Raw genomic sequence first — 15,291 nt, 5'->3', positions numbered from 1 at the left:
GCCCTGCTTAGTAAGGAGGCACACCAACATGATCGGCTTCACCCTGAAGCGATTCGCCCAGTTCGCCTCAATTCGCAACCGCTTGATCCTGGCGTTCTCCGCACTGCTCGGGCTTTTGCTGGCCCTCTCGGTGATGACCTCACATCGCCTCGAGACACTGGGCGCCAGCATGCACGAGTTCGTCGATCAGCCCGCCCGACTCGCCCTGCTCGCCGAGCGCGCGAACCAGCAGTCGCAATACGCCGCTATCCAGCTTCTGCGCCTTTTGCAAACCCCCGACAGGGATCAACGAATCCCTCTTTATGCGCAGATGGACGCGGCCATGACGGCATCGGATGCTGCAATTGCCAGCCTTGCGCATGCGGACAGTCGGGCCTACTCGCAATCTCAAATCGCTCTGGCTACCGAGTTACGTCAACGCTATGGTGCCTTGTTTCAGGAGACGGTCGAGCTCATCGAAATCCAAGGTCTGACTCAGGCTAGAGCGCACTTTGAACAGTACACAGACCCTGCACTGAATGCGCTACTGGATGAGACATTGCGCCTGACGGAGCGTCAACAAGCACTGATGAACCTGGAGGTTGAGCATTTTGAGCAGTCCGCCACTGCCACGCGCCTGCAAATAGTCGCGATTACGCCCAGCGCGCTGGTACTCGGCGCCCTGCTGGCCTTGTTGATCTCGCGCTCCATCGTCATACCCATAGGTGAAGCGGTCGCCGTGGCACAAACAATTGCCGCGGGCAATTACAACGAGAACATTCCTCGCGGTAGAAGCCCGGAAATGCAGGTACTGCTGCGAGCGCTGGCGTTGATGCGCAAAAACATCGTGATTCGCGAGGAACGGATAACCCGCCTAGCCTATGTTGATAGCTTGACCAACCTACCCAACAGGGCACATTTCATGGAGGCGCTTGCCACGGCCAGCGCAGGTGAACATGGCGCCCTGGTGATCCTCAATATCGATCGCTTCGCACCAATTAACAATGCCCTAGGCCATGCAGTGGGCGACCGTATGCTTAGTGAAATAGCCGCCCGCCTGCTCGCCTGCGTTGCCGCGCCCCACTTGGTTGCTCGACTTGGCGGTGATGAGTTCGTCATTCTGTACGAAGGCAGCGATAAATCCGCCATTTCCGGGTACATACAGATGATTCTGGACGCGCTACGCAGGCCGATGCGGCTCGATGGCCAGCGACTGGATATCGACGTAAGCCTGGGCGTAGTGTTTTATCCAGACGATGGTAATGACCCCACCGCCTTGCTCAGGCGCGCCGACCTGGCAATCAAGGCGGCCAAACGCCGGCACGACAGTTATGCATTTGCCGCGGAATTCGAAGACGTGGTGCAGCATGAGCAACTCACGTTACTCGGCGAGATGCGCGATGCCCTGATGCGAAATGAATTCGTCATTTATTACCAGCCAAAATTGAATCTTGCCAACGCTCGCATCAGCGGGGTTGAAGCACTGTTACGCTGGCAACATCCGATCAGGGGGCTGATTACACCTGATCTGTTTATCCCGTTTGCAGAGCAAACCGGCTTCATTCGCGAGATCACGCCCTGGCTGATTCGTGAGGTGGTTGGCCACGCCACGCAGTGGCGGCGCGACGGATTAGAGATCGTGGCCTCGGTCAACATATCAGCACTCGACCTGCTTAACCCAGCACTCATCCAATAAGGTACAACAGCTGCTAATCCAGACGTCCTTACCAGCTGAAATGCTCTGTCTCGAAATCACTGAAAGCGCCCTGATGGACGACCCCGAACTGGCACACACGCACCTGCTCGCCCTCGCTCGGCTGGGCGTCAAGCTTTCGATTGACGACTATGGTGCCGGCAATGCCTCACTGTCCTATGTAAGAACGCTGCCGGTCCATGAACTGAAGATCGATCGATCCTTCATCACCCAGGTTGACCAACAACGAAAAAGTGCCGCTATCGTGCGTTCGACCATCGTGCTGTGCCGTGAGCTCGGCTTATCGGTTGTCGCCGAAGGCGTCGAAACAGCCAGCGAACTGGATTGGCTGAAGATCAATCACTGTGATCTGGTACAAGGGTTTGGTATCGGCCGCCCAATGCCGGTGCACGAGCTATATGGCTGGCTGGAAATTACCCACGCGGGGCCTCAGGAACGGTAGCTGGCAGGTCGGAGATACAGGTGGAGAGCGACAGCAAGACACTCTAGTGTTCTGTCTAAGAAAAAATGTTCTCTTTACGCTGTGATGCCATCGCCTCTCGTGCCCGCTGGATCTTGCTCAAGATCTCTTCAACTTTTGCACTCCAGCCGTATCGGCTCGGCAGAGCATTGTGTAACGCTAAGAACGTAATAATGGAGCAGGCTAGTTCACGTATCGAACAGAAGCTGCCGTCACGCAAGAAAACGGTGATATCTCGGAAGAAGCATTCATCGCATAGGCGCTGATTCACCAGATCAGCCGGCTACTGCCGCGCGTCAAGATCACCGAACTGCTGAGAACTTGAATGAATTGACGAGCGTCACCCGCCACTTCTCGCGCCTGAAGCATGGCGCATAGGCGAAAGACCGGACGCTACTGCTAACGGCGATCCCGAGCGATGCCATCAACCTCGGCCTGATCAAGGTGGCTGAGTCGAGTCTGAGCACAACCTACGCCAAGGTGTCCTGGTTGCAAGCCTGGCGCATCCGTGACGAAACCTACCCGACGGCCCAGGCCGAGGTGGTTAACAGCCAATTCCGCCAAGCCTTCGCCGCCACACCTTATGCTCTGATAGCCAACGCTTGCGCGCTAGTGGCCGTGCCGGAGCACAGGCCACGTCAACCCGAAGTAAGGTAGCGAGTCGGGACTGTGGTTCTACACCAGCATCTCCGACCATACGCGCCGTTCGGCACCCATGTGGTAAATACCGGCGTGCATGATTCCACTTATGTGGTCGACGGGCGGCTATATCACGGATCCGATCTGCGGATCGAGGAACACTACAACGGCACGGCCAGCTTCACCGATCATGTCTTCGCTCTGATGTACCTGCTGGGCTTTCGCTTCGCTCCGCGCATCCGTGATACCGGCGAAACCAAGCTGTGCGTGCCAAATAGAGACCAGAACTACCCGACCCTTCGCCCGATTATCGGCGGCAGCTTGAAGCATGTCCTCGCCCCCTGACTTTGGAGGCAATGTCCAGATCGATCCTCCCCTCCCCTGCGCTGAAGGAAGGAAGGGTTTACTAACGCTAGACGGCGATGCCCCGCCCTTTAAACGCAATAACCAACCGATTGCATTCAATGAACCAGATGAACGTTTGCATCGGGCCGCTGCGCATACTGATCCAGCAGAGCAGCCATATCCTCGGCAAGTTCCCACACATGCTGGGCGGGCGTCTGACGCTGGGCAAAGGCACGCAAGCCGATGATTTGGGCTTGAAGCAAACGCGCCAAGCGGGTGCAATCCACTGCGGGGCGCAGCTCCCCGCGCTGTTGTGCGAGTTCAAGAAGAACACTGATTTTTTGCTCGACGGCATCCAGCAGCGCATTGACCTTGAGCTGCAGTTCTGGCTCTTGGGCGCCGACTTCCAGCAGGGTTTTGATGATCATGCAGGCCCTAGCCGGCGGCGCGCAGGTGGCCGTACAGGCGCTAGCCAACGACTGAAAATAGGCTTTGAGCGCTGCCAACACAGAGGGATGCGCATCAATCTGGCGCTGTAGATCTTCCCTTGCCTGGTCTGCATAGACCTCCAACGCTTCGGCAAACAGGCCACTTTTACTGCCGAAGGTGGCGTAGAGGCTGCCGGGGCGCATGTCCAGAGCCTGTTCAATATGCTTCATTGATGAGGCGAAATAACCGCGCTCCCAAAACAACCGGACAGCCCGATCGAGCGCGGTATCGCGATCATATTTTGCGACTCTAGACATGGATTACTGCTCGCATGGTGCAATCGATTCCGGCGGAGCCTGAATCGATTCAATCTGAATGATCGTTCAATTATAGCTTGAATGATCGCTCAAATATAGCTAGCCTGAATGCGTTATCGAGCAATGGCTCAATACACTCGTTCAATACATCGAGAGACGATTTTCATGAAGAGTTTCAAACTGCACGATCAGTCTTCAGCACCCGAAGCGGCCAAGCCACTGCTGGACGATTCCATGAAGTCCTTTGGCATGATCCCGGGCCTGCATGCCGTAATGGCCGAGGCCCCGGGGGTGCTGGACGCCTATAAAAAGCTGCATGCGCTGTTCCTAAACACCAGTTTCGACGCGGATGAAAAAACCGTGGTGTGGCAGAGCATCAATGTGGAACACGGCTGTCATTACTGTGTACCTGCGCATACCGGCATCGCCAAATCGATGAAGGTATCGGACGAAGTGACCAATGCCTTGCGCGACGAAACCCCGTTACCCAACGACCGCCTGGAAGCACTGCGCAGCTTCACCCTAGCTGTGGTGCGCAACCGTGGTGAAGTCGCCGATGCCGACCTGGAGGCCTTCTATGCTGCCGGCTACGAGCAGCATCATGTGCTGGAAGTCATTCTTGGGGTGTCGCAGAAAATCATGAGCAATTACATCAACCACATCGCCAAAACACCGATTGATAAGCCCTTTATGCAGTTCGAGTGGAAGAAGGTGCAAAAATAAAGCCTGTTTGGATTAATAGCCTTCTGAGCGCATAGGGTCTACAGCCGCAGCTGTGGCGTTGTCTCAATTTTTAGCCAGCGGCAGTGAACAACCGATTCTGCTGTTCGCTGGCTAGCCAAAGGTGGCTAAGCCGGGGGCGTGGCGACCGTGTGACGTTTCAGAATACTCACTAGAGGAGGTCTACATGATTAGCCAGATCAGCGAAAACCATACCTATATTGACGGTCATAAAATTGCCTTCCGCGAGCAAGGCGAAGGCAGTCCAGTCATCTTGATTCACGGGATACCAACCAACAGCCTGATGTGGCAATCAGTAATGCCTAAACTTGCGACTCGCCATCGCGTCATCGCTCTAGACTTGCTCAATTATGGCCAATCCGAAAAACCAAAAAACGCCGATGTCTCCATCAATGCCCAAAGCCGTATGATCGTCAAGTTCATGAATGCCCTGGGTGTGCGTAGAGCTGACGTGGTCGCCCATGATATTGGCGGCGGCATTGCACAACTGATAGCAGTGAATTATCCAGAGAAAATTCGCAAGCTGGTTTTAATGGACAGTGTTTGTTTCGATTCATGGCCTATTCCCGAGTTCAAACCGTTAATCGAGCCCGGCGCGGAAGAGGCGATGAGCCTGGATGAGTTTGTCGCCATGATGCGTCGCTTTATGCCGCAGGGCGTTCACAACAAAGCCGTGATGACCGATGAATTGATCAACATTTATCTGGAACCATGGGCAAGCGAAGATGGCAAGCGGGCTTTTTTTCGTAATCTTAGACGCTTGAACAGCGAATACACCCAGTCAATTGCCCAAGCGCTTGGAAACCTCGTACATCACACACTGGTGATCTGGGGCGACCAAGATCCCTTCCAGAAACCGGAATATGCGCAAAAATTGACCGACGCAATCCCAGATGCGGAACTGGCCTGGATCAAGGACGCCGGACACTGGTTGATCGATGAAAAACCAGATGAAATCGCCGACCGTATCAATCAATTCCTGGGTTGACGAATAAGCTCATAGCGCTGGTTTAAGTGCCTGAACTCAGGGCGGAAAAGCGGCTATATCCCAAGTGATGAACATGAACTAACGAGCACTTGAATTAAATTATTCAATCCTGATGGCGAGGAACTACGCATGAACAGAGCCATAGCCTTCGATATTTACGGCACCCTGATCGACACCGATGGCGTGTTGACTGTTCTTAGCGAACAGGTGGGTGAAAAAGCCCCAGCCATTTGTGCGCTATGGCGCAACAAACAACTGGAGTACAGCTTTCGGCGCGGTTTGATGCAGGACTATCAAGACTTTTCAATTTGCACCCGCGACGCACTGCTGTTTGCCTGCCAGACGCACGACGTCAAGCTGGACGCTCAGGCGCAACGGCGAGTTCTGGGCAGCTACGCAGAGCTGCCCGCCTTCGCGGATGTAGCCGCTGGCCTGGGCCAACTGGTCGATGCGGGGGTGCCCCTGCATGCCTTTTCCAATGGCAGTCGAGCGGCGGTGACAGGGCTGCTGCAGCGCGCAGGCTTAAGTGGTTTTTTCCAGCAAGTGGTCAGCGTGGAAGACGTTCAGTCGTTCAAGCCCGACCCCAAGGTTTACGCACACCTGGCGCAGCAGTGCGCGCTGCCAGCCAGTCAAATCTGGCTGGTTTCGAGCAACCCTTTCGATGTGCTGGGCGCAGCCCACAGTGGCTTGCGCGCCGCCTGGTTGCAGCGCGATCTAGGCGCGGTTTTCGATCCGTGGGGCATTGAACCGCCAATCACCTTGCACAGCCTGCTGGGGCTTGCGGATCATTTGCCGCAAGACCCACTGTAAAGCCAGTCTGTTTCGCGTTGCCAATAGGGCGCTACGGGCAAGCGTTTTTCACCGCCCTGTAGAGGCGGCCACTTTGAATTAAAAAACCTGAAGACCAAGATAGCTCTTTCGCAGTTGATCCCTTTATCAAGGACACTTGGGAGCGACATTTCATCAAGGGCCGAGCGCTAATGACCGTGCTTACCATGAGCTCGGAGACATTAGCGAAAGCATTTTTTACCGTTCATCAAGCTGGGTTGTAGAGGATGGGCTGACCATACATTCTTGGTCTGATGCATCTCGGAATCGCGCCCTCTTTACTCTTGGTCGAAGTCGACGCGTGAATGATCGTTGCGCCAACGATAGTGCCTTGACGAAGCGTCAGCCCCCCCCGATCCCCCAGACAGTCGTTAATGACTTCCAGAATGCCTCGACAAGATGGTTGTTATCCAGCAGACGGCGAAAGTTGAGGGGCGTGGTTTCGTCGGGAATGCGCTCCAGGCTCAACCCCTCAAACTGGCGTATAATCGTCGTTTTATACAGTGACTCCTCCATTGCCGGGTCGTTGTGGCCGAACCAGCATCTGCATCAGATGCACTCGCAACATAGCCATCAATGGATACGCCGTGCGACCTCCTTCACCTTCCAGGGCACGACCTTATCCATTGCTATAAGGAAGCGCTCACGGCGGGTTTGCTTACGCTTGCCTTCGTACTCACCATCAGCGAAGGAGATTTGTTTCATTGGGACTCAACCGCTCACTTTGTGGGACGGGGATATTTCACCAGACTCGGAAACCTTTCTCAGATGGTATGGACGCCTCCCCTGGTAGGCAAGTGTCAAAGTAAAACGTGTTGATCACTGGTGCAGCACAGGAACTCAGGATAGAGGACAGCGGAATTGCGGCCAATACGCATTCGAAGCTTCCGATGTCCTTGGGTCGGTGTGTGCTGACCCTTGCCAAAAAGTGAAACGCTGAGATTAATTGAGAAATAATCGGCTATCGGATTGATCAAGTTCAGCTAGGAAATTCAGTCAAGATTTTGTGTAACAAACAAAGAAGCCATCCATCTCAATTGATTGTAGGTCAGAAAAATATCAGACAACTCGCTGAGGAGAGCCGCTTTGGAATCGATTTATTATGTTCTGTGCTGGCACTGCCATCGCCGTTGCAAGCATTGCTACGAAAGCCGCTTTCGTCCCTATGTTAGAGATGAACTGGAGGCTGTCATCAGTGAGGCAGAGCGAAACATGCCTAGAATCATCAATAATTTCCCCGAACGCATGAGCTACGAAGATTGGCGCAACCCGCTCCCCGACGGTACTGTGCCACAGCGGCGTAGCCGAATCATTTTGTCCGGTGGTGATGTGCTGACTGAGCCGGTTCGAGAGCGCATTTTGTATCCCGCCCTTGAACGTCTGCGTGAGCGTTATCGTGAAAAGGGTGGCGTCAATGTGGTGGTTCAGACCACGGGCGATCTGTTAACACCGAAAATCATCCGTGAATTGCTGAATCTTGACGTCTGGATGATCTCAGTATCTGGCCTAGATGATTATCACGTCGGTATGGCAGGTGAAGGCAAAGTGTCGTTGCTAGACCAACTCAAGCGAGAGTTCGAGGCGGCTGGGATACGTCCCTCGGGACTGCGTGCTGACGAACGCGGATGGATGGACGAGAAAGGCCCAGTCTACAGTGCTTTCGGTGCCACTGATGATGCCTGGATCGGCAAGCTTTGGCCCCGGGGTCGGGCCTGGGAGAACAGTCTGTCGAAAGCGAACCTGACCGACAACTTCTGCAATGCCTGGTCCGGTGGGCTGAACTTCCTGGAATACGGTCGATCGGGATCGGAAGTTTCAATTGACCCTACGGGTGATGTTTATCCGTGCTGCCTGAAAACGGCGTCTCCGTTGGGAAACCTGATCGAAGAGCCGCTATACGAGATCCTCGACAGCCTCGCTGGTCACCCCGCTATGGAGGCCATCAATGCCGGCAAGCCCGAACGTATGGGTTTGACTGAAGGCTGGACTACAGCGGATTTCTTCGAAGCCTCTCGCACAACCATGCCGGATGGCGCGGATTATCAGAACCTGTGTATTGGCTGCGATCGCTATTTCACCCAAGTATTAGGTCCGATACTGGATGAAATCCGTAATCAGCGACGGGCAAACCGGCATGGTCTGATCGCCATATCATGAGTCTGCACACTCCAAATCCATTCATGACGAGCTGCGTCGGTTAGCCTGGTTTTACGATAACCGATATTGATACCTGACAGACATATTTTTGATCTGACTTTTCCGACGTATCTTAACAGGGAGCCTGTGATGAAGGCGGTTATACTGGCTATTGGCTTGGCACTATCTACTCAAACGTTTGCCCAGACAGGCATTAGCGAGAACTGGAACGGCATCGTTGAAGAAGCCAAAGGCCAGATCGTTTACTTTAACGCCTGGGGTGGTGAGTCACGTACCAACAACTACATACGCTGGGCCGCCGAGAAGGTGGAAAACCTTTACGGCATTAAACTGGTCCATGTGAAACTCTCAGATACCTCCGAGGCCGTTTCGCGCGTGATTGCCGAGCAGCAGGCGGGTAACACGACCAACGGTGCGGTGGATTTGATCTGGATCAACGGGGAGAATTTCGCCACCCTGAAGCGAGCCGGCCTGTTGCATGGTCCCTGGGTTGGCAAGCTACCGAACTTCCCGCTTACGGATCCGGAAAACAACCCTGAGATGACCACAGATTTTACCGTCCCGGTGGAAGGCTATGAAGCACCCTGGAGCAAGGCCCAGGTGGTGTTCTATTACGATAAGTCCCTAACGGAAAATCCTCCCACGTCCATGCCGGAGTTGCTCAAATGGGCAAAAACCAACCCTGGTGAATTTTCGTACCCCAAGCCGCCACAATTTCTGGGTACGACCTTCCTGAAGCAGGCTCTGCTGGAATTGTCCGATAACCGTGACGCCTTGTATAAACCGGTGGAAGAGGCCAATTTTGAAGAGGTGACGGCGCCGCTATGGTCATTTCTCGATGCCCTGCACCCATACCTCTGGCGCTCAGGCAGGACCTTTCCCGATAACGGCCCAGCGCTGCGTCGTATGATGGCGGACGGAGTCCTGAGCCTGGCGTTTTCATTCAACCCGAATGAGGCTGCCTCGGCGATTGCCAATAGTGAGTTGCCATCAACCGTCCGCACGTATGTGTTGAAAGGCGGCACCATTGGCAACGTCAGTTTCCTGGCCATACCGTTTAATGCCAGTCACAAGGCTGGGGCGATGGTGGTAGCCAATTTCCTGATGTCTCCCGAGGCTCAGGCACATAAGCAGAATCCGGAGAACTGGGGAAGTATCACAGTGCTGGCTATGGACAAGCTGTCTTCCGAGGACCGGGCCCGATTTGATGCGCTGCCAAACCCTGTTGGTGGTGTGACGACACAAGGCCTGCAGCAGGTTGTTGGCGAACTGCATCCGAGCTGGATAGAAGCGCTGGAGCAAGCCTGGCAAGAACGGTACATGGCGCACTGATGCTTCGTTACATATCCTGGCTGATTATTGCGGTACTGATATTGCCGATTGCTGGGGGGATGATCTTAATCATACCTCCGGCGTTTGGCTATCTCCCGCTACTGGGAGGCGATGCCATTTCCCTCGAACCCTGGCAACGGTTATGGCATACACCCGGAATCAGCCGTTCCATAGGGGTTAGCTTCGCGACTGGACTGGCCACCACCGCATTGGCGTTGATAGTGGTGTTTGCCTTTCTCGCCACCTTCAGCCCGACCCGCTTCGATCGCTGGGTAAATCGCTTAATGTCGCCCTTGTTATCAGTTCCCCATGCCGCGGCAGCCTTTGGCTTTGCCTTCCTAATTGCGCCCTCGGGGCTACTCCTGCGCGGGTTCTCGCCTTGGCTAACCGGATTTGAACGGCCACCCGATATCATGGTGGTCAATGATCCTTTTGGTCTCTCACTGATTGCCGGGCTAGCGATCAAGGAAATTCCGTTTCTGCTGTTGGTCAGTTTGGCTGCTTTGCCGCAGCTTAACGCCCAACAGAAAGTCATGTTGGCGCGGTCGTTGGGCTACCACCCGCGAATAGCTTGGCTCAAGGTGGTGGCTCCTGGCCTGTATCAGCTAGTCCGCCTGCCGGTATATGCAGTGCTGGCATTTGCCACGTCTACGGTGGATGTGGCCATGATTCTTGGTCCCAATCTACCCTCGACGTTGAGTGTACAGGTGGTGCAATGGTTCAACGATCCGGACTTGTCTTACCGGTTTCTGGCAGCAGCAGGTGCCTTGTTGCAGTTACTGGTTACCGGCATGACGCTTGTGACCTGGTGGGCTCTGGAGATCACTGTTGCGCGATTGTTCCTTGCCTGGATCAGGCGCGGTGGTAGACGCGGTGGTGACCGGTTGATTAGGGTAACCGGGCGATCCGGTATGGTGATGGCGATCTCGTTGTCAGGCTTGGGTTTGCTGGCCCTATTTGTGAACTCGGTCGCCGGATTCTGGCGATTCCCATCGTCCTGGCCGGCGAATTTTACGCTTAGCCACTGGCTAGCGGCGTTACCGACGATCGAGCGTCCGCTAGTTACGACGCTTGTGGTGGCTGGGTTGGCGGCTTCTATTGCCATGCTTCTGGTGCTTGCGGCGCTTGAACAGGAACAGCGACAGAACAAGCCGGCCACTCGAGCATTGTGCTTGCTCTACCTTCCGCTGCTTATTCCTCAAGTGGGGTTTCTCTCGGGTATTACCGTGTTGAGCGAGATGGCCGGTTACGGCCCCTCTCTACCGGTGGTTGTCTGGGGACATTTGTTGTTCGTACTACCCTACATTTACCTAACGCTGTCAGAGTCCTATCGGCAGTTGGATCCTCGTTGGGCCTGGATCGCCCGTTCACTTGGTAGCTCACAGGCCGGCATTTTCTGGCGCATTCGGGTGCCGTTGTTATTGCGGCCGATCTTGATGGCCTTTGCCCTTGGGGTTGCCATCAGCGCCAGCCAGTATCTGCCCACCCAGCTTCTGGGCGGAGGTCGTATCGTAACAATCACTACCGAAGCCGTCGCCCTATCATCGGGCGGAGATCGCCGGCTGATTGGCGTGTGGGGGCTAGTGCAGGCGATGGTACCGTTGCTGGGTTTCCTATTCGCCATGCTGATTCCCAAACTTCTCTGGCGCCGCCGGAAAGGCATGCAAGGAGCATGAATTTGAAACATCACCTTGAGCTGAGAAATATCAAACTCAGTATACTCGGGCAGACATTGCTAAGCCTGAACCAAACCATCGGGCCGGGAGAGTCCTTGACGGTGATGGGCCCCTCGGGTTCAGGAAAATCCTCACTTCTTGCATTTATTGCAGGGTTTCTGCCTGCAGAGTTTCAGGCCGCCGGGCAGGTGATTCTCGATGGTCACGATATTACTGGCGTACCGGCTGAACGTTCGGGTGTTGGTCTGTTGTTTCAGGACCCCCTACTGTTCCCGCATCTGTCGGTTGCTGGCAATGTCCGATTTGGTATTCGCGGCGGGGGGCGGGAAGTTGATCGCGAGGTTAACGAGGCCCTGGCAGAGGTCGGGCTTGAAGGGTTTGGCATGAGGGATCCTGAGACCCTGTCTGGCGGTCAGCGCGCTCGAGTTGCTCTGGTTCGCTTGCTGCTGTCACGTCCCCGCGCGGTATTATTGGATGAGCCCTTCTCGAAGCTCGATGCGATACTGAGGGCTGAAATGAGGTCGCTGGTGTTTGACCATTTACGCGATTACGGGGTGCCAACGATACTAGTGACCCATGACGCGGCGGATGCCAAGGCCGCCGACGGGATATTAATTAAACTAAGAGCACGTTGATTTGTTCATGTCTTGCTCCCAATTTGGACTCGTATCATTTAAATTCATCGAACACCTTAACAGATAAAGAAGACATCTTAGGATGCGGAGTGCGCCGGAAAATTTAACGATCTAATGGTTACTCAACAGCAATTAATCAACTTATGCCCAAGGTCCATCTGAAAGCACAGATCACTCTATTGTACTCGGACATTAATGGTAGGCGCGGACGCCCCAGGATGAGGATGTTGCACGTGTCGCGTTTATGCATCGTGAAGTTGGATCTGGATGCGTGCCTAGTTAAAGCCGTAGTCTTGCAGTTTCGGCTATCGATTAAGCAGACTGTGCGCCTGCTAGACATGACACACTATTTTGACATAAACTCAGACGTGCACATTATTGCGGGTTGCTGGACTGAATATTTCCAGGCAGACACACCATTTTCAGCCCATAATTTAAACTTTGTTGTGGAGTGCCTAAGGCCTGCGGATGACTTGGTATTTCATCACGCAACTCAACTAGCAGATTCAGCGCCAACAACACACACTGCGACCGGCAGCCAGAGATATATTTTCATACTACAGGCATTAAGCTTTAAGTCATCATCAACAACATTAAACGTCCAAAACATGCATTCGTGGCTGATTGAATATGCATGAAATCCATCAGCCGATATTAGTGGATCGCTTCAAGAGCTGCCAGGGGCTCAGAATTCTAATACATGATTCGCTCGTGCGGCTCAATCCGAGAATTTAACTCTAGCTCGTGATAAAGTCGTTAGAAACTATTATAACTATCAGCGATAGGTCTTACATGACGCAGATAAAGGAATCATAAGCCGAAACCTCATTTACACTGGTTACGCACGGCCGGTATCAGACGGCTTGCGATCTCGAAGTTTCTCGTTAGCAGGCGTGCATGTTAGCGACAGATAACTACTTTATGTCTTCGCTTCCTGCGATGACTACGACATAAAGTTGCCTCTCGGCAAGCATGTTTTTTGAGACTGTAGTTATCATCCTACACTCTTATTGCCACCGAGCTCATACCGCCAAACTTTGTGACTTATTGATGAACTGGGTTGAACTGAAGCAGTGCTCAAGGCAAAGTTTTGTCGTTGAGCCTAAAATTTTGGGTTGTTTGAGGATAATAAAGAGCGAGCCACTCCAAACAATTTTATGATTTAACGTGACCCTAGCACATCTGATTAGATTAAAGCCCTACTTACATCGAGTAGCATTTTCAGGGAGAGAATGGGGTGTTAACTATTCCGCCTATTAATCCCCCCGAAGAACTCTAAGCAAACCTTTAAACGCTCCATTCAACCTAGTGAAAGCCGCGTCGAAGTGAATTGCGTTTTCTGTATATTTTGCGATCTCAACCTGTTGATCAACAGTGTTTTGGTCAAGAGATGGTTGATTCGGTGTCCTGTACAGTAACCCCACCCCATAAATCCCAGCCGCGGACTCGTTTGCAGCAATATGTCTTGAGTTGGTTGTTTGTAAAGAAAACCGAGTCGGCGTGGCGCGTTTTACCTGGTCCGTCAACACCGCAGAAAAGTCTAGGTCACGGGCTTTAAAGTCAGGGGTATCAGCGTTAGCGATATTATTGCTCAGCACCTCAGCTCTTTGACTTCGATAAGTCAACGCTCTTTCAGCGGACCCAACGGCCTTTTCGAAGTTAATACTCATATCATTCTCCTTTTAAGGATTATTACTTGCGCAACATTGCACGCGCCGAGCACTCAAGCCCAAATCGCGATATATCCGCGTCGTTGGCGTGGCATTTATTCCAGATTCAAAAAAAACGCGTATTATTTTTGAAATTACAATCATGCAGTTAAGCAACCATAATGGGTTTCTATACCGAATGAAGGTCATACCTAGTCAGCCGCTACATCAACTCCAGAAACAATTGGTGTCACACAGAGGGCGTCAGTCGAGCGTTTACGGACACCCCGCGTATATTGTTTTTCAAACAGTACATTGATAGCTTGACAAGCAAAAAGGTTGTTGTTTTTTGCGCAGATGGGCTTCGGGCTCAATTCAGAAACCGTAGCGCCCATCTACGTACTCTTACTACGATACCTTTCATGAATGAAGAAAACTATCGTAACAAACGGAATACCCTTATCCCCCTTTAGATCATAGTATCATGGACATTCACGTACCGACAAAGAATGCCCAGTCGAGTCATATTGTACTGCGAGCCTGACTAAGAACCTTGAGCGTTATATTGGGGGTTGAGTTCAAAATACCTGGCGTTAGAATTTGGCATTTCATCATAGCTCTCAGGATCAGCTTGGTAGAGTGCTTGCCCTCTGGCATTAATTTCCGAAAGTGAAGAGCACCCAGCTGAAACAAATATGGCCAAAATCAACATGCTTCTGATGGCGTACCTCATGGTTTTACCTCGATATCAATTATGGAGAACTCTCGATTGCACTGAGTTTATGGAGTGCAGTGGCCACCCAGCTTTCCGTATACAGCACCAAGGGCGGCACCAAAGATAATGTGTAGCATTAGAGTCATGACTGGGGCCATAACACCGATGTTTAGGCCGAATAAACCTGCCCCTGCCATAGGCATCACAACCACCATCATCAATACCCATGCCCCGACCCCAAACCAAATACCGCTGAGAGTATCTCCACTTGGTATCCGGCTGCGTAACAGAGAGAATAAGATCCCCCACATGACAGTACCTATCATGAAATGCATAAGCCATCCGACAAACACACTTGTGACTCCAAGCATGCTCACGATCATAGCGATTGGGTTCAACTCAGGCATCACGCCCATCATCTGCTTAACAAACATCAGCATTGATAAAACAAGTGTCGCCACGAATCCTGCTACCAACCCTCTCAATATATAATGCATAGACATTCTCTCCGTATTTTTGAATAACCCGAAACTCAAATTCAGTATCGAATTCACTTCCGTTGCTGAAAGCCAAATTGGCTTTATAATTCGACGTTAATACTGATTTCTCAGAGTATTCATCGAGCCTGAGAGCCAGTGTCAATCACAGCTCTCCCATTCCTGATGCGTGAGAGTAGCTTTTGTTACA

12 protein-coding genes and 3 pseudogenes are annotated in these 15,291 nt (G+C 52.8%); 10 read left to right on the top strand and 5 right to left on the bottom strand.

Annotation, left to right across the window (positions count from 1 at the left end; genetic code table 11):
• Positions 1–28: 28 nt before the first annotated feature.
• Together H7995_RS26185 and H7995_RS28675 are read left to right on the top strand one after the other, a co-directional pair.
• Complete coding sequence (locus tag H7995_RS26185; protein WP_185819152.1) at positions 29–1,675, top strand: diguanylate cyclase domain-containing protein; 1,647 nt, start codon at positions 29–31, stop codon at positions 1,673–1,675.
• A 40-nt stretch (positions 1,676–1,715) separates the two neighbouring features.
• A complete protein-coding gene (locus H7995_RS28675; RefSeq protein ID WP_280516539.1) occupies positions 1,716–2,135 on the top strand; it encodes an EAL domain-containing protein in 420 nt (139 codons plus the stop codon).
• A gap of 55 nt (positions 2,136–2,190) precedes the next feature.
• Here H7995_RS28675 and H7995_RS26175 read toward each other — a convergent pair.
• Positions 2,191–2,403: pseudogene (locus tag H7995_RS26175) on the bottom strand (IS630 family transposase); the annotation flags it as partial.
• Positions 2,404–2,597: 194 nt separating this feature from the next.
• Here H7995_RS26175 and H7995_RS26170 point away from each other — a divergent pair.
• Positions 2,598–3,137: pseudogene (locus H7995_RS26170) on the top strand (Tn3 family transposase).
• Between the two features lie 116 nt (positions 3,138–3,253).
• Here the strand turns inward: H7995_RS26170 and H7995_RS26165 are convergent.
• Complete coding sequence (locus tag H7995_RS26165; protein WP_057978294.1) at positions 3,254–3,883, bottom strand: TetR/AcrR family transcriptional regulator; 630 nt, start codon at positions 3,881–3,883, stop codon at positions 3,254–3,256.
• Between the two features lie 165 nt (positions 3,884–4,048).
• Here H7995_RS26165 and H7995_RS26160 point away from each other — a divergent pair, with 165 nt between their 5' ends.
• From H7995_RS26160 to H7995_RS26150, 3 genes are all read left to right on the top strand, one after another.
• Complete coding sequence (locus H7995_RS26160; RefSeq protein ID WP_057978292.1) at positions 4,049–4,606, top strand: carboxymuconolactone decarboxylase family protein; 558 nt, start codon at positions 4,049–4,051, stop codon at positions 4,604–4,606.
• Between the two features lie 184 nt (positions 4,607–4,790).
• Positions 4,791–5,612 (top strand): alpha/beta fold hydrolase, encoded by an 822-nt coding sequence (locus H7995_RS26155; protein WP_057978290.1) that lies wholly within the window; start codon positions 4,791–4,793, stop codon positions 5,610–5,612.
• 129 nt (positions 5,613–5,741) lie between these two features.
• Positions 5,742–6,422 carry a haloacid dehalogenase type II gene (locus tag H7995_RS26150; RefSeq protein WP_057978288.1) on the top strand — a complete coding sequence of 227 codons (681 nt, stop codon included), beginning with the start codon at positions 5,742–5,744 and terminating at the stop codon, positions 6,420–6,422.
• A 263-nt stretch (positions 6,423–6,685) separates the two neighbouring features.
• Here the strand turns inward: H7995_RS26150 and H7995_RS26145 are convergent.
• A pseudogene (locus H7995_RS26145) lies at positions 6,686–7,145 on the bottom strand (transposase); the annotation flags it as partial.
• 381 nt (positions 7,146–7,526) lie between these two features.
• Here H7995_RS26145 and H7995_RS26140 point away from each other — a divergent pair.
• From H7995_RS26140 to H7995_RS26125, 4 genes are all read left to right on the top strand, one after another.
• Positions 7,527–8,597, top strand: coding sequence for a radical SAM/SPASM domain-containing protein (locus tag H7995_RS26140; RefSeq protein WP_057978286.1), 1,071 nt, complete (start codon positions 7,527–7,529; stop codon positions 8,595–8,597).
• Between the two features lie 129 nt (positions 8,598–8,726).
• Positions 8,727–9,929: an ABC transporter substrate-binding protein gene (locus H7995_RS26135; RefSeq protein WP_057978284.1), complete on the top strand. Its 1,203-nt coding sequence runs from the start codon at positions 8,727–8,729 to the stop codon at positions 9,927–9,929.
• Positions 9,929–11,605, top strand: coding sequence for an ABC transporter permease (locus tag H7995_RS26130; protein WP_057978282.1), 1,677 nt, complete (start codon positions 9,929–9,931; stop codon positions 11,603–11,605). Before H7995_RS26135 ends, H7995_RS26130 begins: the two co-directional genes overlap by 1 nt.
• Entirely contained in the window at positions 11,602–12,240 is a 639-nt protein-coding gene (locus tag H7995_RS26125) for an ATP-binding cassette domain-containing protein (protein ID WP_057978281.1), read from the top strand. The genes H7995_RS26130 and H7995_RS26125 overlap by 4 nt, the downstream gene beginning before the upstream one ends.
• A 1,256-nt stretch (positions 12,241–13,496) precedes the next feature.
• On the opposite strand, the gene flgB is transcribed toward H7995_RS26125, so the two are convergent.
• Positions 13,497–13,910 (bottom strand): flagellar basal body rod protein FlgB, encoded by a 414-nt coding sequence (flgB, locus tag H7995_RS26120; RefSeq protein ID WP_057978278.1) that lies wholly within the window; start codon positions 13,908–13,910, stop codon positions 13,497–13,499.
• Positions 13,911–14,669: 759 nt separating this feature from the next.
• A complete protein-coding gene (locus H7995_RS26115; RefSeq protein ID WP_057978276.1) occupies positions 14,670–15,101 on the bottom strand; it encodes a DUF6789 family protein in 432 nt (143 codons plus the stop codon).
• Positions 15,102–15,291: the final 190 nt, after the last annotated feature.

It is taken from the genome of Pseudomonas kielensis (genome assembly GCF_014236655.1).
GTDB classification, from domain to species: Bacteria; Pseudomonadota; Gammaproteobacteria; order Pseudomonadales; family Pseudomonadaceae; genus Aquipseudomonas; species Aquipseudomonas kielensis.
This window is presented reverse-complemented; position numbering and strand designations above follow the sequence as displayed.

Coding starts and splice junctions, on each gene's coding strand:
- H7995_RS26185 (WP_185819152.1), top strand. CDS start 29: ATGATCGGCTTCACCCTGAAGCGATTCGCCCAGTTCGCCTCAATTCGC.
- H7995_RS28675 (WP_280516539.1), top strand. CDS start 1,716: ATGCTCTGTCTCGAAATCACTGAAAGCGCCCTGATGGACGACCCCGAA.
- H7995_RS26165 (WP_057978294.1), bottom strand. CDS start 3,883: ATGTCTAGAGTCGCAAAATATGATCGCGATACCGCGCTCGATCGGGCT.
- H7995_RS26160 (WP_057978292.1), top strand. CDS start 4,049: ATGAAGAGTTTCAAACTGCACGATCAGTCTTCAGCACCCGAAGCGGCC.
- H7995_RS26155 (WP_057978290.1), top strand. CDS start 4,791: ATGATTAGCCAGATCAGCGAAAACCATACCTATATTGACGGTCATAAA.
- H7995_RS26150 (WP_057978288.1), top strand. CDS start 5,742: ATGAACAGAGCCATAGCCTTCGATATTTACGGCACCCTGATCGACACC.
- H7995_RS26135 (WP_057978284.1), top strand. CDS start 8,727: ATGAAGGCGGTTATACTGGCTATTGGCTTGGCACTATCTACTCAAACG.
- H7995_RS26130 (WP_057978282.1), top strand. CDS start 9,929: ATGCTTCGTTACATATCCTGGCTGATTATTGCGGTACTGATATTGCCG.
- H7995_RS26125 (WP_057978281.1), top strand. CDS start 11,602: ATGAATTTGAAACATCACCTTGAGCTGAGAAATATCAAACTCAGTATA.
- flgB (WP_057978278.1), bottom strand. CDS start 13,910: ATGAGTATTAACTTCGAAAAGGCCGTTGGGTCCGCTGAAAGAGCGTTG.
- H7995_RS26115 (WP_057978276.1), bottom strand. CDS start 15,101: ATGCATTATATATTGAGAGGGTTGGTAGCAGGATTCGTGGCGACACTT.